The sequence below is a fragment of the Dongia sp. genome (assembly GCF_041905885.1).
Taxonomy (GTDB): Bacteria; Pseudomonadota; Alphaproteobacteria; order Dongiales; family Dongiaceae; genus Dongia.
Window position 1 is genome coordinate 36,611 of the sequence record NZ_JAYRKD010000030.1, and the last position, 19,911, is coordinate 56,521.

The following is a 19,911-nucleotide window of genomic DNA, read 5'->3' on the forward strand; positions in this document are numbered from 1 at the left end:
GGCACGATCAGCCGCGATCCATCGCCATGTAGCCGACGCCGCGCACGGTGTGGAGCTGGATGTCGGCGCCGACCGAGATCAGCTTCTTCCTGAGCCGCGAAACCAGCACTTCCAGCGCGTTGGAGCCGACGTCGTCGTTGAAGCCGTAGAGCCCGTCCTCGATCGCGTTACGGCTGACCACCTTGCCGGGCCGGCGCAGCAGGATTTCGAGCAGAGTCACCTCGCGCCGGGTGAGCGAGACCGGCTTGCCGGCGACGGTGAGGTTGGGGCCGGTGGTGTCGAGCGTGACATTGCCGAGCGTGAGCTCGACGCCGAGCGCGGCGCCCGGGCGGCGCAGCAGCGCCTTCACCCGCGCGATCAGTTCTTCCATGGCGAAGGGCTTCACCATGTAGTCGTCGGCGCCGCCGTTGAGGCCGCCGACCCGGTCGTTGAGCGCATCGCGCGCGGTCAGGATCAGCACCGGGGTCTGGTCGCCGCGGGTACGCATGGACTTCACCAGCCCGAGGCCGTCGCCGTCGGGCAGGCCGAGATCCATGATGGTGGCGTCGAATTTCACGCCGGCCAGGGCCGCGTCGGCATCCTGCGCGCTGGCGCAGCGATCGACGGTAAAGCCGCTGTCGTGCAGAGCCTTTTCCAGGAACTCCGAGAGGCGATCGTTGTCTTCAACCAGCAGGAGCCGCATGTTTTTCCTAACTCCGATATAACTGCCCCGCCGGTGCGCCCCGCACCGTCTCCCGGCCGCCTCCCACTGGGGTCCGCGACCGGCCGTTCGAACCCGTGAACTGGCTGTAAGCTAACCGTCGTGCCTGACAGAATCCTTACGCGCTTTTCACATAGCCAGCAGGACCCGGCTGCACTCGCCGCCACCCCCGGCGGATCTATAAGTAATTGATTATGCAGACTCTTCCGATCGACCCCATCCTTCCGCAGATCCGCGAGGCCTTGGCCCGGCAGGTCAATCTTGTCCTGTCAGCCCCGCCCGGCGCCGGTAAGACCACCCGGGTGCCGCCCGCCTTGCTGTCAGCAGGTTGGGCGGATCCAGGCGGCCGGATCATCCTGCTCCAGCCCCGGCGGCTCGCGGCGCGGGCGGCGGCCCAGCGCATGGCGGAGCTGATGGGGGAAGCGGTCGGCGAGACCGTCGGCTACCGGGTCCGGCTGGACCGGCGGATCGGGCCGCAGACCCGGATCGAAAGCGTCACCACCGGACTCTTCCTGCGCCAGCTGCAGGGCGATCCTGAGCTCAAGGGCGTCGCCGCGGTCCTATTCGACGAGTTTCATGAACGCACGCTCGACGGCGATCTCGCGCTGGCGCTGGCGCTCGAGTCCCAGGCGAGCCTGCGGCCCGATCTCCGGCTGGTGGTGATGTCGGCGACGCTCGACACCGCGGCGGTCGCCGCCCTGCTCCCGGATGCCGCGACCCTGGCCAGCGAGGGCCGCAGCTTTCCGGTCGAGACCCGGCATCTCGGCGATGGGTCGGGACGCGGCATCGAGCGGATCGAGGACCGCGTCACCAAAGCGGTGCTGCAGGCAACCCAGGAAGAGACCGGCGACGCGCTGGTCTTCCTGCCCGGTCTCGCCGAGATCCGGCGTGTGCAAACCGCCTTGAACGATCGACTCGCACAAGCTGACTTTGCGATCCTGCCGTTGCACGGCGACCTGCCGCTGGCCGAGCAGGATCTGGCGCTGAAGCCCGACCCCAAGGGCCGGCGCAAGATCGTGCTGGCGACCTCGATCGCCGAGACCTCGCTCACCATCGACGGCATCCGGCTGGTGATCGACAGCGGGCAGAAGCGGCTGCCGCAATTCGATCCCACGACGGGCATGACGCGCCTCGGCACGGTGCGGGTTTCGCTGGCCGCGGCCCAGCAGCGGCGGGGTCGCGCCGGACGCACCGCGCCCGGAATCTGCTACCGGCTGTGGAGCGAGGCCAGCGAACGCGCCTTCGCGCCCTATGATCCGCCGGAGATGCTCTCCGCCGATCTAGCGCCCTTCGCGCTAGAGCTCGGCGCCTGGGGCACCACAGACCCTGCGCAGCTGGCCCTGCTCAATCCGCCGCCGGAAGCGCCGCTCGCCCAGGCGCGCGATCTGCTGCGCCGGCTGGGTGCGCTGGATGGACAACACCACGCCACGCGGCATGGCAAGGCGATGGGCGAGCTCGGCACCCATCCGCGGCTCGCGCATATGATGCTGAAGGCGAAGGAACAAGGCCTGGGCTCGCTGGCCTGCGACCTCGCCGCCCTGCTCTCGGAGCGCGACCTGGTGAAGGGCCGCAACGAGGATGCCGATCTGCGGCACCGGCTCGACCTGCTGCACGGCGAGGGTCCGGCGGAGCGCGGCGCGCGGGATCGCGTACGCCGCTCCGCGGAAGCTTGGCGCAAGCAGCTTGGCGTTGCGCTGGATCGCAATCCCATGCGCGCCGCGGTCGGCGCGGTGGTCGCGCTGGCCTATCCCGATCGCCTGGCGCAACGGCGCGGCGGGCCGGGCCAGTATCGTCTCTCCAACGGCAAGGGCGCGCGGCTCAACGAGACCGACCCGCTGGCGCGCGAGGCGTTCCTGGCGATCGCGGCCCTCGACGGCGACCGGCGCGAGGCGCGCGTGTTTCTCGCCGCGCCGCTGACCCTGGCCGAGATCGAGAGCGATTTCGCCGAGGCGATCGAGACAGTCGAAGCCATCGCCTGGAACTCCCGGGCCGAAACCGTGGAGGCGAAAGCCGAGCGGCGGCTCTGGTCGCTGGTGCTGGAAGAGCGGGCCCTGACAACGCCATCGGGCGAGGCCGTCGTCGCCGCGATGATCGCCGGCATCCGCGAGATGGGCCTCGCCGCCCTGCCCTGGACGCCGGAGATCGAGGCATGGCGCCAGCGCATCGCCTTCCTGCGCGCGGCCGAAGGCGAAGCCGGCGAATGGCCGGATCTCGGCGATGCGGCCCTGCTGGCCGGCCTCGAGGACTGGCTGGCGCCGTTCCTCGCCGGGATCACGCGTCGCAGCCATCTCGCGCGGGTCGATCTCAGGGCGGCGCTGGAAGCCCGGCTCGACTGGAAGCTGAAGAAGAAGCTCGACGAAGCGGCGCCGACCCATGTCGCCGTGCCTTCCGGTTCGCGGATCGCGATCGATTACAGCGACCCCCAAGCGCCGGTGCTGGCGGTGCGGCTGCAGGAGATGTTCGGTGCGGTCGACACGCCGCGGCTCGCCGGTGGACGCGTACCGCTGTTGCTGCACCTGCTGTCGCCGGCCCGGCGGCCGGTGCAGGTGACCCGCGATCTCGCCAGCTTCTGGAAGAACGGCTATGCCGCCGTCCGTGCCGACCTCCGCGGCCAGTATCCGAAACACTCCTGGCCCGACAATCCTTTGCTGGCGGAACCGACCGCGCGGGCGAAGCCGCGGCCGCGGTGACGTGATTCTGTCCGGGTCAGGTCCGCTATGCAGTGCAGCAACTACAGCGCCAGCAATTTTAATTCTGTCTGCGTCCGGTCTGCGATGCGGTGCAACATGCACAGCGCAGGCAAATTTTATTCTGTCTGTGCTGGGTCTGCGATGCAGTGCAGCAAGCATCTTGCATGTCTGGGACGCGGCGCTGGATGCAAATTTACGATCTCAAACAGCGCACCGATCTTACCATATTGGGCGCCTTGAGTCCTTCAGAGACCCTCCGGCTTCAGGTCGCCGAGTTCACCCGGAGGATTAGCGAAAGGTGGGAAGTGTGCCTGGTCTGCCACCGCGCGGAAATGCCCGAGCGCCCAATGCACGGAGGGGAAGGCGAGCTCCTTGCGGGCGATCTCATCAAAGCTGAAGAAGCCGACCTCTTCGCTCTCCGGACCCGGCGCGATGCCGGGTGTCGCGAGATGCGCGCGGTAGATCAGCTGCACCTGGCTCAAGCGCGGGATGGAATAGACGGCGAGCAAAGCCTCAATCTCGATCTTCGCCGTCGCTTCTTCTAAGGCCTCGCGCATCGCGCCTTCCGTCGTGGTCTCGTGCTGCTCCATGAAGCCGGCGGGCAGGGTCCAGAAGCCCTTGCGCGGGTTGATCGCGCGGCGGCAGAGCAGGATCTTGCCGCCCTCGTGGACGACCGAGCCGACCACGATCTTCGGATTTTCGTAGTTGATGAAGCCGCAATCGACGCAGACCAGGCGTTCGAGGCTGTCGCCCTCGGGAATGAAGCGCTTGAAGTTGCCCTTCGCCTGGGAAGCGTCGTCGCTCATTGTCTCTTCAGGGCGGCGACGCCGGGCAGGTCCTTGCCTTCCAGCCATTCCAGGAAGGCGCCGCCCGCGGTCGAGACATAGGAGAACTGGTCGACCACGCCGGCATGGGCGAGCGCCGCGACGGTGTCGCCGCCGCCCGCGACCGAGAGCAAGGCCTTCGACGTGGTGAGCGCGGCGGCGGCCTTGGCGGCCGCGGTGGTGCCCTGGTCGAAGGGCGACGTCTCGAAGGCGCCGACCGGGCCGTTCCAGACCAGGGTCTTGCAGGTCTTCAGGAGATCGCCGATCTCCTTCGCCGATTTCGGCCCGATGTCGAGGATCATCTGGTCGGCCGGAACCGCATCGATATCGACGGTCTTGGTGGCGACGCCGGCCTTGAACTCGGCGGCCGTGACCGCGTCCACCGGCAGCACGATGCGGCAATTCTTCCGCTTAGCCTCGGCGACGATCTTGCGCGCGGTCTCCGCCATGTCGCGCTCGGCCAGCGACTTGCCGACTTCCTTGCCCTCGGCGAAGAGGAAGGTGTTGGCCATGCCGCCGCCGATCACCAGGAGATCGACCTTGCCGACCAGATTGCCGAGCAGGTCGAGCTTGGTCGAGACCTTGGCGCCGCCGACGATCGCCATCACCGGACGCTTCGGGTTACCGAGCGCCGCACTGAGATGATCGAGCTCGGTCTGCATGAGTCTTCCGGCGACAGCCGGCAAGACCTTTGCAATGCCTTCGGTCGAGGCATGGGCGCGATGCGCACACGAAAATGCGTCGTTCACGTAAACATCCGCCAGCGCGGCCAGCGCCTTGGCGAAGCCGGCGTCATTCGCCTCCTCCGCATCGTGGAAGCGGAGATTCTCCAGCAGCAGGACGTCGCCGTCCTTCAGCTTAGCAACCGCCGCTTCCGCCGGCGCACCGATGCAGTCCTCGGCGAAGGCGACCGGACGGCCGAGCGCCTTCGCCAGCGGCGCGACCAGCGGCTGCAGCGAGAATTCCGGCGCGCGCTTGCCCTTGGGTCGCCCGAAATGCGCCATCACGATCACCTTGGCGCCCTTGCCGACCAGTTCCTTCAACGTGGCCGCGGATCGGTCGATGCGCGTTGAATCGGTCACCTTGCCGTCCTTCATCGGGACGTTGAGGTCGAGGCGCACGATTGCGCGCTTGCCACGAAAGTCGAGGTCGTCGAGGGTGCGGAATTCGCTCATGGTCGCTCGGGTCCTGGGTCGCTCGGGGGGTGGATATCCATCTGTCCGGAAGGGACAAGCATCGCCCTGGGCCAAGTGCCATAGACGGCGGTGGATTGCAACCGCGCCACTCTGAAAGCTAAGATTCGCCCGTCATGGGGAGTATTTGATGGCGTTTCGCTCCGCGTTGATCACCGGCGCCTCCAGTGGAATCGGCGAGGCCTTCGCCCGCGGCCTGCCGCGCTCGACGGCCTTGCTGCTGGCCGGGCGCGACCGCGATCGGCTGAGCAAGCTCGCCCAGGAGCTGACCTCGCCCGGCCGCGTGGTCCGGATCGTCACCGCCGATCTTTCGGATGACCAGGAGCGCGGCGCCGCGATCGCGGCCGCCGAGAGCGCCGCGGTCGACCTCGTGATCAACAATGCCGGCGTCGGCCGGCTCGGCCGGGTGATCGAGAACGCGCCGGAGCGGGAATCGGAGATCGTGAAGGTCAACGCCCTGACCCCGGTCGAGATTTGCCGCGCCCTCATCCCCGGCATGCTGCGTCGGGCCGAGGCCAGGCAGAACCAGCCGGAAGGCGAACCAGGCGGCCGGGCCGGGATCATCAATGTCTCCAGCGCCGCGGCTTTCGGGCCGATGCCGTTCTTCGCCACCTATGCCGCCAGCAAGGCCTTCCTGCTGCACTACACCGAGGCGCTGGCGGAAGAGCTCTCCGACCGGCCGATCGACATCCTGGCGCTCTGCCCCGGCGCCACCAAGACGCGCTTCTTCGAACGCGCCGGCATCGAGCATCTCGGCTTCTCCATGCACGAGCCGGATCGGGTCGTACGCGAAGGCCTGCAGGCGCTCGGCCATCGCACGGTCCATATCGTCGGCCCCGGCAACTATCTCGCCACCGCCGCGATGCGCTTTCTGCCCCGACGCATCGTCACCGCCGCGGTCGAAAGCGTCACGAAGAAGTGGAGCTGAGTGCCGTCAGTTCGCGGGCGGGCAGAGTTCATGGTAAATGTGCATCATGAAATCGTCCAAGGTGCTGCAGAACGGCTTGGCCAGTTCCACGGCCTGGGCCGAGCGCCCGGTTTCCATAAGCAGCTCTGCCAAGTCGAACTCCATCTTGCGCCGCAGGTCCGGCAGGAACCGGGTTCGCAGAAGCGGATCGGCCAGCGCCAGCCGCAATTCACGTTCCGCATTGCCGAGATCGTGCACATCGGTGAGTTGATAGACCTGGCCTTGCAGCCAGTGTGAACGCGGATCATTCGGGTATTGTTGGATGAGTGCCGGACCCAGGCGCAGGGTGGCATCATTCCCGACCGGCACTTCGGAACTTGGAATCATTCCCGCCGTCAGCGCGTATTGATGATGCAGCGTCCCGGCGCGCGCGATCGCGATCACAAAGAGCACCCCGCCAAGGCCCGCGAGCAAGCGTGCCGGATATCGCCACCTTGGGGCCGGCCCTTCGCCCTCCCAGTTGAGCCACAACAGACCGCCGAGGGCGAAACCGGTGACCGCGCCGCCGAGATGCGCCGCACCGTCAATCCCGGTATGGCTCCCGATGAAGATCAGCGGCACGAGCGAAAGGCCCACCGCGCGCAGCATCTCCCATTGCAGGTCCCATCGGCGCGCCTCGCGCGAATGAAACATGACGACGAAAGCCGCGGCAATCAGGCACATGATGGCGCCCGAAGCGCCGACCGAGACGATGTCCGAAGGGTTCAGCAAGAAGGACCCGAGAGCGCCGCCGATGGCGCCCAGGAAGAACAGGACGAACAGCCAGGTTCGGCCGACCCTCCGCTCGAGATCGGGGCCAATCGACCACAGCGCGAGGCCGTTCATCAGGATATGCAGGAGGCTGCCGTGCAGCAGCGGCGCGGTCAGGAGGCGATACCATTCGCCGCGCTCGGCGACGAGATCCGGGACCAGCGCGCCGTAGGCGACCAGGGTTTCGATGCTCGGCGTGAACTTCACGCCGCCACCGACCGGGCGCATCACCTCGATGGCGTAGATCGCGCAGATAGACACCAGCAGTGTCGCGGTAAGCCACGGCCTTACGGCCGGCGCGGCCTGAATTTCATCCTGGGCGGGCAGCGGGCTCGCGGCGAGGCTCATGCCGCGATCCTACAAGGCGACCCCGCGACCGTCAAAGTGGCGACGCTGCAGTGCTGTCGCTACCCCCGGTTCTCCAGCGGAAAGAACACGATCTGCTCGGGGTTGAGGCCGGTCGGCTGCTCCGGTGGCTTGCCGTCGAATTCCAGCGGGCGATAGACGCTGGCGCCGATGATGCCGTCGCCGAGCGCGCCGTCTTCCGCCAGCGGCATCATGATCCGCTCGCCGGAGAAGTTGCGGTTGACCCGGCTGTAGATGAGACCGGTGCCGCGCAGGAGAGCGGGCTCGGTGACGATGCGCCGGTGCCAGGGGAAGAAGACCTGATAGACCTCGGGCGTGAAGAACTCGGTCATCTTGAGGCCGCGCGGCGACTTGCCGAAGGCACGCACGATCTCCTCGCCGGCAAGCCGGCCGGTGAATGTGTCGCTGTCGCGGTCGTATTTCCACGACCAGACGTAACGAAGATTGCGGCCGATCGCGACCGGGTCGATGCCGCCCCAGGCCGGCATGCGGCGCGTGCCGCGCGCCTGGTCCCAGTGCGCGGCGATGGCGCGCAGCTCCGGCCCGGTGATGCTGTCGAAGAATTCCTGGAAGCTCATGGCGCGCCGTCCGGGTCAAGCGGGTAGAAGGCGACCTGCTCCGGCGTGAAGTCCGGACCGAGCGGGCGATGCTCATCGCCGGGGGGCAGCGAGGTGTAGAAGGTGCCGCCGATAATGCCGTCGCCGACCACGCCATCCTCCGCCAGCGGCAGGCTGATCCGCTCGCCGGTCATGCTGGAGCCCATGCGCGAGAACACCATGCCGGTGCCGTGGAAGAAGCTGGGCTCGGTGACGACCCGGCGATGCCGCGGGAACACCACTTCATACACATTTGGCGCGTAGAACGCGTCCATCTGCATGCCGCGCAGCGACTTGCCGAAAGCACGGTCGATCTCCTCGCCTGCCAGCCGGCCGAGGAAGGAGTCCGCAGCCTGGTCGTATTTCCAGGCCCAGACATAGCGCAGATGCCGTCCGATCCCAACCGGGTCGATGTCGCGGAAGGCCGGCATGCGCCGGCCGCCCCGCGCCGCCGCCCATTGGCCGGCGAGAACGCGCAAGGGCTCGGACTGGATCGCCTGGAAAAAGGCTTCGAAGCTCATTGCCGGAGATATGGCATGACCGACATCAAATTGCACCCTGGGCGGGACGGCGGGACGGAGCCAAATCGGTTAGTGACTTCTGTTTCAGAAGTTACTACGATCGGCCGATGCGCTGGAACGAGATCGACGACTCGCTTTGTGGACTGGCCCGCACGCTCGGCGTGATCGGCGACCGCTGGACCATGCTGGTCTTGCGCGAATGCTTTCTCGGCACGCGGCGCTATGACGAGTTCCAGCTGAACCTGGGCGCGGCGCCGCATCTCGTCGCCGCGCGGCTGAAGAAGCTGGTCGAGCATAAGGTGCTGGAGAAACGGCGCTACCAGGACCATCCGCCGCGCTATGAATACCGGCTGAGCGAGCGCGGCCATGAGCTCTATCCCGCCTTCATCGCCCTCATTGGCTGGGGCGAGAAATGGCTGAAGTCGCCGCAGGGGCCGGCGACGATCCGCACCCACAAGGGCTGCAACCACCGGCTCCATATCGTGCCGACCTGCGCGGCCTGCGGGGAAGCGGTGACCGCGCGCGACGTCAAGGCGACGATGACACCGCGCTTTGCCGCCGAACGCGCCAAGCGCCTGGCAGCAGCGAGGAAAGCAACCGCATGATGTCTCGATTCATCACGCCCCGCCTGATCACGCCGGGCCGCATCGTCGCGGCCGGTGCCATCGTCTCGCTGATCGGCTACGGCGTGCGCGCCGATTTCGGCCTGTTCCAGGAACCGATGCTGGAGACACGCGGCTGGAGCCGCGAGACCTTTGCCCTGGCGCTGGCGATCCAGAACCTGATGTGGGGCCTGGGCCAGCCTTTCGCCGGCGCCATCGCCGACCGCTATGGCGGCGGCCGGGTGCTGGCCGGCGGCGCCTTGCTCTATGCCGCGGGCATCGCGCTCGGCGCCGTGGTCGAGGGCTCCTTCGCCCTGCACCTGACGCTGGGCGTGATGACCGGGCTCGGGCTTTCGGGGGCCTCAATGTTCATCGTGCTCGGCGCCTTCGGCCGGCTGTTGCCGCCGGAGCGGCGCGCCTGGGCGTCGGGCGTCGCCACCGCGGCGGGCTCGCTCGGCCAGTTCCTGTTCGCACCGATCGGCCAGGGCTTCATCGCCGCCTGGGGCTGGCCGGTCGCGCTGATGCTGCTCGCGGCCGCCGCCTTGCCGATCATCCCGGTCGCCTTCGCCCTGCGCAGCCACCGCGAGCCGGCCGCAACGCCGCAGGCACCGCAGAGCCTCGGCGCCGCATTGCGCGAAGCTTCGACGCACAAGAGCTATTGGCTGCTGATCGCCGGCTTCTTCGTCTGCGGCTTTCACCTCGCCTTCATTCAGGTGCATATGCCGGCCTATATCGCCGGATATGGATTGAGCCCCGCGGTCGGCGCCTGGGCGATCGGCTTCGTCGGGCTTTTCAACACCATCGGCGCTTATGCCGCTGGCGTGCTCGCCGGACGCCGCAGCAAGAAGAACCTGCTCTCGGCGATCTATCTCGGCCGCGCGGCGGTCATTGCGATCTTCGTGCTGACCCCCGTCTCGGTGCCCAGCGTGCTCGCCTTCTCCGCCGCCATGGGCCTGCTCTGGCTCTCGACCGTGCCGCCGACCTCCGGCCTGGTCGCGTTGATGTTCGGGCCGCGCTACATGTCGATGCTGTTCGGCCTGGTCTTCTTCAGCCACCAGATCGGCGCCTTCATCGGGGTCTGGCTGGGCGGCTGGGCCTATGACGCCTATGGCTCCTACAGCCTGGTCTGGTGGATCAGCGTCGGGCTCGGTATCGCCTCCGCCGCCTTGCATTGGCCGATCGCCGAACGGCCGGCGCGGGCGGCGCTGCAAGTTGCGTGAGGCGGCGGCGGATCACCGCTTTGCCCTGAAGCTGCTGGCATGGATCACCGGGATCTGGCTGGCGGCAATGGCACTGCTCATCGCAGCCGCCGCCTTGCCGCCGCAGGCGAGCGGGACCGTGATCGTGCTCTATCCGATCGGGACCGATGCCGCCCAATCCGTCACGGCGAGCGCTGCTGCAGGTGCGAAGTTGGTCTCAGCGTCCTGGTTCGACAACCTGCTGGTGGTCGCCGACGACGCGCCGGGACTGGCCGGTCGTCTGCAACAACAGGGCGCGCTCGCAGTCTTTGAGAACATGTCCTTCGCCGGTTTCAGCTTCGCCGGCTGCATCGGCGCGACGGCGCGCGGAAATTAACCATTAATTTGCCTTCAGTTGGCGAGGATGGGAGACTTGGCCTTCCGCCATCGCTCCCGGGGGAGAGTTGCACGGCGGAACACGGAGACTGCATGGATTCCGCTGCGCCGTCCTATCCCTGGCTGAAGCATTATCCGTCCGAGGTCGACTGGGCGGCGCCGCTGCATGCCAAGCCGGTCTTCGCGCTGCTCGAGGAATCCGCGGCGCTGTTTCCCGAGAACGACTGCATCGAGTTCCAGGACCGGTGCTTCACCTATGCCGAGGTGAAGGAGCTTTCCGATCGCGCGGCCAAGGGGCTGATCGAAGCCGGCTTCAAGCCGGGCATGAAGCTCGGCCTGTTCCTGCCGAACTGCCCCTGGTTCGTGGTCTTCTATTACGCGGGCCTCAAGGCCGGCGGCGTGATCGTCAACTTCAACCCGCTCTATGTCGAGCCGGAGATCGCGCGCCAGATCGAGGATTCCGAGACTGACTTCATGGTGACACTCGATCTCGCGATCCTGCTGCCGAAGATCACCCACCAGATCGGCACCACGCGGCTGAAGCATGTCGTGGTCTGCCCGATGGCCGAGCAGTTGCCCTTCCCGCAGAATTTCCTGTTCCCGATCGTGATGCGGAAATCGATCGCGCATATGCCCGAGGACAAGGGCTGCATCGCGATGAAGGACCTGATCGACAACGACGGCAAGATCGAGCTGCCGCTGATCGATCCCAAGACCACGCTCGCCGTGCTGCAATATACCGGCGGCACCACCGGCGTGCCCAAGGGCGCCGCGCTCAGCCACGCCAACATCTACATCAACGCCCGGCAGATTCAGCTCTGGTTCCACGCCTTGGACAAGCCGGAGACCAAGATCGTCGGCGTGCTGCCGCTGTTCCATGCCTTCGCCATGACCTGCGTGATGAACCTGGCCCTGGCCTTCGGCGCCTGCATGCTGCTGGAGCCGCGCTTCGAGGCGCTGAAGCTGCTGCGGCTGATCGCCCGCAAGCACCCGAACGCGATGGCCGGCGTGCCGACGCTCTACAACGCGCTGCTGAACACGCCGGGGGCGGAGAATTTCGATCTCTCCTCGCTGGAGATCTGCATTTCCGGCGGCGCTCCCCTGCCGCGCGAGGTCGCCAAGGCCTTCAAGGTCAAGACCGGGGCCGCGCTGCTGGAAGGCTACGGCTTGAGCGAGACCTCGCCGGTCACCTGCATCAACCCGCCGGCGCTGGGCTCCAAGCCGGGCTCGATCGGCCTGCCGGTGCCGGGCACGATCTGCGAGATCGTCTCGCTCGATGACCGCAAGACGCTGCTGCCGACCGGCGAGACCGGCGAGATCTGCTTCCGCGGCCCGCAGGTGATGATGGGCTATTGGAACAAGCCCGAAGCCACGGCAGAAGTCATCATGGACGGCCGGCTGCACACCGGCGATGTCGGGCACATCGATGAAGAGGGTTACGTCTTCATCACCGACCGGTTGAAGGAGATGATCAACTGCTCCGGCTTCAAGGTTTATCCGCGCCTGGTCGAGGAGGCGATCTACCAGCATCCGGCGGTGCGCGAATGCGCCGTCATCGGCGTGCCCGATGCCTATCGCGGCCAGACCGTGAAGGCGGTGGTCGCGCTGAAGGCCGATGCCGCCTTGAGCGAGGAGCAGCTGGCGCATTTCCTGGAAGACAAACTCTCGAAGATCGAGAAGCCAACCCAATATGAGTTCCGTGCAGATCTGCCGAAGACGGCCGTCGGCAAGATCCAGAAGAAGATCCTGATCGATGAAGCCGCGGCCGCCCATGCGGCTCTGAAGGAGAAGTCATGAAAGAGGCCGTCATTGCCGGCTATGTCCGGTCGCCCTTCCACTTCGCCCACAAAGGTGATCTGACGAGGGTCCGACCGGATGACCTGACCGCCGCCGTGGTCAAGGCGCTGATCGCCAAGACCGGCATCGACACCAAGGAGATCGAGGACCTGCTCTTGGGCTGCGCCTTCCCCGAGGGCGAGCAGGGCTTGAACGTGGCGCGGCTGATCGCGCTGATCGCCGACCTGCCGCAATCGGTGGCGGGCGCCACCATCAATCGCTTCTGCGGCTCCTCGATGCAGGCGATCCATTCCGCGGCGGGCGCCATTGCTTTGGGGGCCGGCGACGTCTTCATCTGCGCCGGGGTCGAGAGCATGACGCGGGTCCCGATGATGGGCTTCAACCCGATGCCCAACCCGGCGCTCAACGACCGCCTGCCCGCCGCCTATATCTCCATGGGCACGACGGCGGAGAACGTGGCGAAGAAATACGGCATCACCCGCGCCGAGCAGGAGGCCTTCGCGGTCGAGAGCCAGGCCAAGGCCTCGACCGCCCGCCAGGCCGGCAAGCTCACCGACGAGATCACGCCGATCCAGAACGGCAAGGACCAGGTGGTGAGCGACGGCTGCATCCGCGAGGGCACCACGCTCCAAACCCTGGCCGGGTTGAAGCCGGCCTTCGACGAGAAGGGCGTGGTGACCGCCGGCACTTCCTCGCCGCTGACCGACGGTGCCGCCGCCTGTCTGGTGACCTCGGCGGAGTTTGCCAAGGCGCATGGGCTCAAGCCGCTGGCCAAGGTGAAGAGCATCGCGGTCGCCGGCTGCGCGCCGGAGATCATGGGCATCGGCCCGGTCGCCGCGACGCAGAAGGCACTGAAGCGCGCCGGGCTCACCATCAACGACGTGGACGTGATCGAGCTCAATGAGGCCTTCGCCGCACAGGCGTTGGCCTGCATGCGCGACCTCAAGATCGACCCGGCGAAGGTCAATCTCGACGGCGGCGCGATCGCGCTGGGGCACCCGCTCGGCGCGACGGGTGCGCGCATCACCGGCAAGGCCGCGGCCTTGCTGAAGCGCGAGGGCAAGCAGTTCGCGCTCTCGACCCAATGCATCGGCGGCGGCCAGGGTATCGCCACCATCCTGGAGGCGGTGTGATGGCCATCGATCGCGCCGCCGTCATCGGCGCCGGGCTGATGGGCAGCGGCATTGCCGCGCAGATCGCCAATGCCGGCGTGCCGGTGCTGCTGCTGGACATCGTGCGCGATCCGAACGATCGCAGCGGCGTCGCCAAGGGCGCCATCGACAAGCTGCTGAAGGCGGATCCGGCGCCCTTGATGTCAAAGGCGGCGGCCAAGCTGATCACGCCGGGCAATATCGAGGACGATCTCGCGCAGCTGAAGGACGTCGACTGGATCGTCGAGGCGGTGATCGAGAAGCTGGACGTCAAGCAGGACCTCTATCGCAAGATTGAGCCCTTTCGGAAGAAGGGCTCGGTGGTCTCCTCCAACACCTCGACCATTCCGCTGCAGACCCTGGTCAAGGACGAGCCCGAGAGCCTGCAGCGCGACTTCGTGATCACCCATTTCTTCAACCCGCCGCGCTACATGCGCCTGCTGGAGGTGCTGGGCGGCGCCAAGACCCGGCCGGAGGCCGTGGCGGCGGTCAGCGATTTCGGCGACCGGCGCTTGGGCAAGGCGATCATCGCCGCCAAGGATACGCCGGGATTCGTCGCCAACCGGATCGGCGTGTTCTGGATGCAGGCCGCGGTCAACGCCGCGCTCGACCTCGGCCTCACGGTTGAGGAGGCGGATGCGATCATGGGCCGGCCGATCGGCGCGCCGAAGACCGGCATCTTCGGCCTGCTCGACCTGGTCGGCCTCGACCTGCAGCCGCATGTCGACAAGTCGATGCGACAGGCGCTGAAGCCGGACGATGCCTACCAGAGCGTCCGCCGCGACTTCCCGCTGATGCAGAAGATGATCGACGACGGCTATACCGGCCGCAAGGGTAAGGGCGGCTTCTATCGCCTGCAAAGGAACGGCGCGGAGAAGGTCAAGGAATCGATCGACCTCAAGACCGGCGAATACCATGTCTCCGAGCGCGCGCGGCTGGAATCGGCAGACGCGGCCAAGGGCGGACTCAGGGTCCTGGTCACGCACAAGGACAAGGGCGGGCAGTATGCCTGGGCGGTGCTCTCGAAGCTCCTGAGCTATGCCGCCTCGCTGGTGCCGGAGATTTCCGACGACGTCGCCAATGTCGATCTCGCGATGCGCACCGGCTTCAACTGGAAGCGCGGGCCGTTCGAGATGATCGACCAGCTCGGCGCCACCTGGTTCGCCGAGAAGATCGCCGCCGAGAAGATGGCGGTGCCGCCACTGCTGAAGCTGGCGGCGGAGAAAGGCGGCTTCTACCGGGTCGAGAGCGGCAGGCTGCAATTCCTCGGCACCGACGGCGCCTATCACGACGTGAAGCGCGCGGAGGGCGTGCTGCTGCTCGGCGACATCAAGCGCGCGGGGAAGCCGATCCTGAAAAACGGATCGGCCAGCTTGTGGGATATCGGCGACGGCGTCGCCTGTCTCGAGTTCCACAGCAAGATGAACTCGATCGACCCCGATACGCTCGACATGGTGAAGAAGTCGGTCACCCATGTCGGGAAGGGCATGAAGGCGCTGGTGATCCACAACGAGGCCGACAACTTCTCGGTGGGCGCCAATATCGGCTTGGCACTCTTCGCCGCCAATATCGCCATGTGGCCGATGATCGAAGACCTGATCGGCCAGGGCCAGGCCGCCTACAAGGCGGTGAAGTTCGCGCCCTTCCCGGTGATCGGCGCACCGAGCGGCATGGCCTTAGGGGGAGGCTGCGAGATCCTGCTGCATTGCGCGGCGGTGGTCGCCCATGCCGAGACCTATATGGGCCTGGTCGAGGTCGGTGTCGGCCTGATCCCCGGCTGGGGCGGCTGCAAGGAGCTGCTGCTCCGCAATCAGCCCGGCCCGAAGGATCCCAAAGGCCCGATGCCGCCGGTCGCCGCGGCCTTCGAGACCATCTCGCTGGCCAAGGTGGCGAAGTCCGCCGCCGAGGCGAAAGAGCTGAAACTGCTGCGGCCGAGCGACGGCATCACCATGAACCGCGACCGCCTGCTGTTCGACGCCAAGGCCCGCGCCCTGGAACTGCTGGCGGCCGGATACAAGGCACCGGAGCCGCAGGAGATGCGCCTGCCCGGGCCGACCGCGAAGACCGCATTGCAGCTCGCGGTCGACGGCTTCCGCCTGCAAGGCAAGGCCTTGCCGCATGACGTGACGGTCTCGAACGCGCTGGCCGATGTGCTCTCCGGCGGGGCCACGGATTTCACCGCCACCGTCACCGAGGACCAGATCCAGAAGCTGGAGAAGAAGGCGTTCATGGCGCTGCTGCGCACCGGCCCGACCCTCGCGCGGATGGAGCACATGCTCACGACGAACAAGCCGCTCAGGAACTAGCGATGTCGGCAAGAGCCTTCAGTCGCACCCCCACCCCACCCTCCCCCGAAGACGGGGGAGGGAGTGTCATCGCGCCCTCGCCCTATCCAGTCCCCTCCCCCGACTTCGGGGGAGGGTTAGCGTCGGGGTACCCCAGACTCGATCCGCGACGGAGACAATAGAAATGCCCGCCTATAAAGCGCCGCTCCGCGAGATCAAGTTCGTCCTCTACGAGCTGCTGAAAGCAGACTCACTCTCGAACACCGTGCCGGCCTATGCCGAGGCGACGCCGGAGACGATCGACGCCATCCTCGAAGCGGCGGGACAGTTCTGCGAGGAAGAGCTGCAGCCCTTGAACCATCCGGGCGACGAGGAAGGCTGCCATTTCGACAACGGCGTGGTGACGACGCCGAAGGGCTTCAAGGAAGCCTATGCCAAGTTCGTCGAATCCGGCTGGCCCGGACTGCCTTGCGATCCCGATTACGGCGGCCAAGGGCTGCCGAAGCTGATCAACTTCGCGGTCGAGGAGATGATCTGCTCGGCCAATCTCTCCTTCGGCATGTATCCAGGCCTCTCCAACGGCAATTACAACGCCATCCACGCGCATGGCAGCGACGAACAGAAGGCGCTCTACCTGCCGAAGCTGGTGACCGGCGAATGGTCCGGCACGATGTGCCTGACCGAGCCGCATTGCGGCACCGATCTGGGCTTGTGCAAGACCCGGGCGGAGGCCAATGCCGACGGGTCCTATAACCTCTTCGGCACCAAGATCTTCATCTCGGCCGGCGAGCATGACTTGACCGACAACATCATCCATCTGGTGCTGGCGCGCCTGCCCGATGCGCCGGCGGGGATCCGCGGCATCTCGCTGTTCGTCTGTCCGAAGTTTCTGCCGACCGCGGATGGCGGTGTGGGTGCGCGCAATAAGGTCGCCTGCGGCTCGATCGAGAAGAAGATGGGGATCAAGGCCTCCTCGACCTGCGTCATCAATTTCGACGGCGCGCAAGCCTGGCTGGTCGGCAAGCCGAACAAGGGCATGTCGGCGATGTTCACCATGATGAACACCGCGCGCCTCGCCGTCGGCATGCAGGGATTGGGCATCGCCGAGGCCGCCTATCAGGGTGCCGTCACCTATGCCCGCGACCGGCTGCAGATGCGTTCGCTCGCCGGCGCCAAGTTCCCGGAGAAGCCTGCCGACCCGATCATCGTCCATCCCGACGTGCGCCGCATGCTGCTGAAGATGCGGGCGCTGACCGAGGCCTCGCGCGCGCTATCCTATTGGATGGGCCTGGAGCTCGACATCGCGTCGCACCATCCCGATCCGGAACGCCGCGCCGAAGCCGACGATCTGGTCGCCCTGCTGACACCGATCGTGAAGGCCTTCCTCACCGACCACGGTTTCGACGCCGCCAATCTCGGGGTCCAGGTGTTCGGCGGCCATGGCTATATCCGCGAATGGGGCATGGAGCAGCTGGTCCGCGACGCCCGCATCACGCAGATCTACGAAGGCACCAACGGCATCCAGGCGCTGGATCTCGTAGGGCGCAAGCTCGGCACCGGGGTGGGGCGCATGGCGCGCCGCTTCTTCCACCCCGTCTCGGAATATATCGAAGCGGCGTCGGAGAAGCCGGCGCTGCAGGAGTTCGTCCTGCCGACCGCGAAAGCCTTCGCCAAGCTGCAGCAGGCCACCGCCTGGCTGGCGCAGGCCGGCATGGCCGATCCTGAGGAAGCCGGCGCAGCCGCGACCGACTATCTCCGCCTCTTCGCGCTGACGGCGCTGGCTTACATGTGGTGCCGCATGGCCGAGATCGCGCTGGAGAAGAAGGACGGCGAGGAAGCCGCCTTCTACGACGCCAAGCTTGCCGCCGCCCGTTTCTTCATGGCCCGCCTGCTGCCGGAGACCAACAGCCTCTTCACCATGCTGACCGCCGGCAAGTCGACGCTGATGGCCCTGCCGGCTGAGGCGTTCTGATAAATCGTCATCCGCGGGCTTGACCCGCGGATCTCCGGAACAGTGAAACTCGGATAAAGATGCCCGGGTCGAGCCCGGGCATGACGGTGTTTGGGATTACTCCGCCGCGCGGCCTTCTTTCCACGGCATCTGCGGGAACTCGCGCGCGGCTTCCTTGCGCTCCCAGTCGAACATGTAGTCGCGGGTGATCGGCACGGTGTTGATGCCGCGCGCCATCTGGATCTGGAACACCATGTTGTAGTCGTAGCGGAAGGAGAGCTCGCTGCCGATCAGGTAGAACTCCCACATCCGGCAGAAGCGCTCGTCATAGAGCTTCCGGATCTCCTCGCGGTGCTTCTCGAAATTCGCGCGCCAGGCCTTGATCGTCTCGGCGTAGTGCAGCCGCAGGATTTCGATGTCCGTCACCCAAAGCCCGGTCTTCTCGATCCAGGGCGTCACTTCCGACAAGGCCGGGCTGTAACCGCCGGGGAAGATGTATTTGCGCAGCCAGGGGTTGGTGTAGCCGGGCCCATCGCGGCGGCCGATGGCGTGCAGAAGAGCCGCGCCGGCGGGCTTCAGCAGCTTTTCGACCTGCCGGAAGAATTCCGGATAGTGCTTGATGCCGACATGTTCGAACATGCCGACCGAGACGATGCGGTCGAAGCGCTCCGGCACCAGGCGGTAGTCCTGCAGACGGAACTCGACCTGGCCCTCGAGCCCGGCATCCTTGGCGCGCTGCTGCGCGACCTCGAGCTGCTCCTTGGAGAGCGTGACACCGATGACCTTCACGCCGGCGGTCTTGGCGAGATAGATGCCGAGCGCGCCCCAGCCGCAGCCGATGTCGAGCACCAGTTGGCCGGGCTCGAGCAGGAGCTTCGAGGCGATGTGGCGCATCTTGGCCTGCTGTGCCTCGCCGAGGCTGATGTTCAATTTCGGCCAATAGGCGCAGGAATACTGCATGCTCTCGTCGAGGAAGAGCGAGAACAGCTCCCGGCTGAGGTCATAGTGGTGCGCGACGTTCTCGCGCGCGCGGCCGACCGGGTTGGTCTGGTGCCACCAGCGCAGGATCCGGTTCGCCGCCCCGCTCAGCTTCTGGGTCCAGGCGCCGCTGAGCTCGTTGGTGTTGGCGAGCCCGATATCCATGAGGTCGTAGATCGAGCCCTGCTCGATGGTGATCCGGCCGTCCATATAGGCCTCGCCCACCTTGAGGAAGGGGTTGAGCCCGATCTCCCAGCCGATGCGCGCGTCATTCAGGCGTAACGTCACCTCCGGCGTGCCGGACCCGTAGGTGGCCTTGCGGCCGTGGTGATCGATCAGATGGATCCGGCCCTGTCTCAGGCCGTGCTTCAGCAGGGTTCCGAACATTTCCCCATCATCCCCAAGATGGATAAGCGCCCTTGGGTGAAACACTAATTTAACCAAATCCGGTGCGTCAACGTGCCAGCCATGCGCCTCGTTCCAGGCTGGTAACGGGTTGATGCAAGGGCGGTTTCCAGGATTTCAAACCTGGGACTACGGCTGGGCGGGGAAACAGAACCCTGGGGGCCAACGGCTTGACACCGGCCGCCGAAACCCGCACAGATGCGCCCGCAATCGACGTTTTGGCTGGTCTTGGCGGCCCGGCAGTCCCCGCCGGCGGTTCTTCAAGCTTCCCATCACTGGTTGTTGTGTGTGGACCCTGCCGTAGCGCAGGGTTGTTTCAAGCTTGAGGAGGCCGTTATGGCTCAGGGTACTGTTAAGTGGTTCAACTCCGTGAAGGGTTTCGGTTTCATCCGCCCGTCCGACGGATCGAGCGATGTGTTCGTGCACGTGACCGCCGTCGAGCGGGCCGGCATGAGCGGCTTGGCCGAAGGCCAGAAGGTCAGCTATGACCTCGCCACCGAGCGTGGCAAGACCGCCGCGGTCAATCTGAAGGCGATCTAAGCCCGACCGAGTGCTTTAAAC

At 66.4% G+C, this 19,911-nt stretch carries 17 protein-coding genes; 10 read left to right on the plus strand and 7 right to left on the minus strand.

Annotated elements, in window-relative coordinates; all coding sequences use genetic code 11:
- Positions 1-7: 7 nt before the first annotated feature.
- Positions 8-682 (minus strand): response regulator, encoded by a 675-nt coding sequence (locus tag ACH2CY_RS23385; protein ID WP_395022121.1) that lies wholly within the window; start codon positions 680-682, stop codon positions 8-10.
- Positions 683-894: 212 nt separating this feature from the next.
- Between ACH2CY_RS23385 and hrpB the strand changes: the two genes are divergently transcribed.
- On the plus strand, positions 895-3,390 hold the full coding sequence (gene hrpB, locus ACH2CY_RS23390; protein WP_395022122.1) for an ATP-dependent helicase HrpB: 2,496 nt from the start codon (positions 895-897) through the stop codon (positions 3,388-3,390).
- Positions 3,391-3,635: 245 nt separating this feature from the next.
- Here the strand turns inward: hrpB and ACH2CY_RS23395 are convergent, their stop codons facing one another.
- Together ACH2CY_RS23395 and ACH2CY_RS23400 are read right to left on the minus strand one after the other, a co-directional pair.
- Positions 3,636-4,196: an NUDIX domain-containing protein gene (locus tag ACH2CY_RS23395; protein ID WP_395022123.1), complete on the minus strand. Its 561-nt coding sequence runs from the start codon at positions 4,194-4,196 to the stop codon at positions 3,636-3,638.
- Positions 4,193-5,389, minus strand: coding sequence for a phosphoglycerate kinase (locus ACH2CY_RS23400; RefSeq protein WP_395022125.1), 1,197 nt, complete (start codon positions 5,387-5,389; stop codon positions 4,193-4,195). Before ACH2CY_RS23400 ends, ACH2CY_RS23395 begins: the two co-directional genes overlap by 4 nt.
- Positions 5,390-5,537: 148 nt before the next feature.
- On the opposite strand from ACH2CY_RS23400, the gene ACH2CY_RS23405 reads away from it, so the two are divergent.
- Positions 5,538-6,335: an SDR family NAD(P)-dependent oxidoreductase gene (locus tag ACH2CY_RS23405; protein ID WP_395022126.1), complete on the plus strand. Its 798-nt coding sequence runs from the start codon at positions 5,538-5,540 to the stop codon at positions 6,333-6,335.
- 6 nt (positions 6,336-6,341) lie between these two features.
- Here the strand turns inward: ACH2CY_RS23405 and ACH2CY_RS23410 are convergent, their stop codons facing one another.
- From ACH2CY_RS23410 to ACH2CY_RS23420, 3 genes are read right to left on the minus strand one after another with little or no spacing between them, the layout of a single operon-like run.
- The gene (locus tag ACH2CY_RS23410; protein ID WP_395022127.1) at positions 6,342-7,472 is read right to left on the minus strand and encodes a rhomboid family intramembrane serine protease; all 1,131 of its coding nucleotides are present in this window, start codon (positions 7,470-7,472) and stop codon (positions 6,342-6,344) included.
- A 59-nt stretch (positions 7,473-7,531) separates the two neighbouring features.
- Positions 7,532-8,068, minus strand: a complete 537-nt coding sequence (locus tag ACH2CY_RS23415) for a PAS domain-containing protein (RefSeq protein ID WP_395022128.1) — start codon at positions 8,066-8,068, stop codon at positions 7,532-7,534.
- Positions 8,065-8,607 carry a PAS domain-containing protein gene (locus ACH2CY_RS23420; RefSeq protein WP_395022129.1) on the minus strand — a complete coding sequence of 181 codons (543 nt, stop codon included), beginning with the start codon at positions 8,605-8,607 and terminating at the stop codon, positions 8,065-8,067. Before ACH2CY_RS23420 ends, ACH2CY_RS23415 begins: the two co-directional genes overlap by 4 nt.
- A 107-nt stretch (positions 8,608-8,714) precedes the next feature.
- Here ACH2CY_RS23420 and ACH2CY_RS23425 point away from each other — a divergent pair, with 107 nt between their 5' ends.
- The 7 genes from ACH2CY_RS23425 (at position 8,715) to ACH2CY_RS23455 (ending at position 17,988) form a co-directional block, all read left to right on the plus strand.
- Positions 8,715-9,212, plus strand: coding sequence for a winged helix-turn-helix transcriptional regulator (locus tag ACH2CY_RS23425; RefSeq protein ID WP_395022131.1), 498 nt, complete (start codon positions 8,715-8,717; stop codon positions 9,210-9,212).
- A complete protein-coding gene (locus ACH2CY_RS23430) occupies positions 9,209-10,429 on the plus strand; it encodes an MFS transporter (protein WP_395022132.1) in 1,221 nt (406 codons plus the stop codon). The genes ACH2CY_RS23425 and ACH2CY_RS23430 overlap by 4 nt, the downstream gene beginning before the upstream one ends.
- Positions 10,422-10,784, plus strand: coding sequence for a hypothetical protein (locus ACH2CY_RS23435; RefSeq protein ID WP_395022133.1), 363 nt, complete (start codon positions 10,422-10,424; stop codon positions 10,782-10,784). The genes ACH2CY_RS23430 and ACH2CY_RS23435 overlap by 8 nt, the downstream gene beginning before the upstream one ends.
- A 92-nt stretch (positions 10,785-10,876) precedes the next feature.
- Entirely contained in the window at positions 10,877-12,580 is a 1,704-nt protein-coding gene (locus tag ACH2CY_RS23440) for a long-chain fatty acid--CoA ligase (RefSeq protein ID WP_395022134.1), read from the plus strand.
- Entirely contained in the window at positions 12,577-13,713 is a 1,137-nt protein-coding gene (locus tag ACH2CY_RS23445; RefSeq protein ID WP_395022135.1) for a thiolase family protein, read from the plus strand. The genes ACH2CY_RS23440 and ACH2CY_RS23445 overlap by 4 nt, the downstream gene beginning before the upstream one ends.
- Entirely contained in the window at positions 13,713-16,037 is a 2,325-nt protein-coding gene (locus ACH2CY_RS23450) for a 3-hydroxyacyl-CoA dehydrogenase NAD-binding domain-containing protein (protein ID WP_395022137.1), read from the plus strand. Before ACH2CY_RS23445 ends, ACH2CY_RS23450 begins: the two co-directional genes overlap by 1 nt.
- Positions 16,038-16,200: 163 nt before the next feature.
- Positions 16,201-17,988, plus strand: coding sequence for an acyl-CoA dehydrogenase C-terminal domain-containing protein (locus tag ACH2CY_RS23455; protein WP_395022140.1), 1,788 nt, complete (start codon positions 16,201-16,203; stop codon positions 17,986-17,988).
- Positions 17,989-18,084: 96 nt separating this feature from the next.
- On the opposite strand, the gene ACH2CY_RS23460 is transcribed toward ACH2CY_RS23455, so the two are convergent.
- Complete coding sequence (locus tag ACH2CY_RS23460; protein WP_395022141.1) at positions 18,085-19,332, minus strand: class I SAM-dependent methyltransferase; 1,248 nt, start codon at positions 19,330-19,332, stop codon at positions 18,085-18,087.
- Between the two features lie 354 nt (positions 19,333-19,686).
- Here ACH2CY_RS23460 and ACH2CY_RS23465 point away from each other — a divergent pair, with 354 nt between their 5' ends.
- Positions 19,687-19,890, plus strand: a complete 204-nt coding sequence (locus ACH2CY_RS23465; RefSeq protein WP_395022142.1) for a cold-shock protein — start codon at positions 19,687-19,689, stop codon at positions 19,888-19,890.
- The last annotated feature ends 21 nt before the right edge of the window (positions 19,891-19,911 follow it).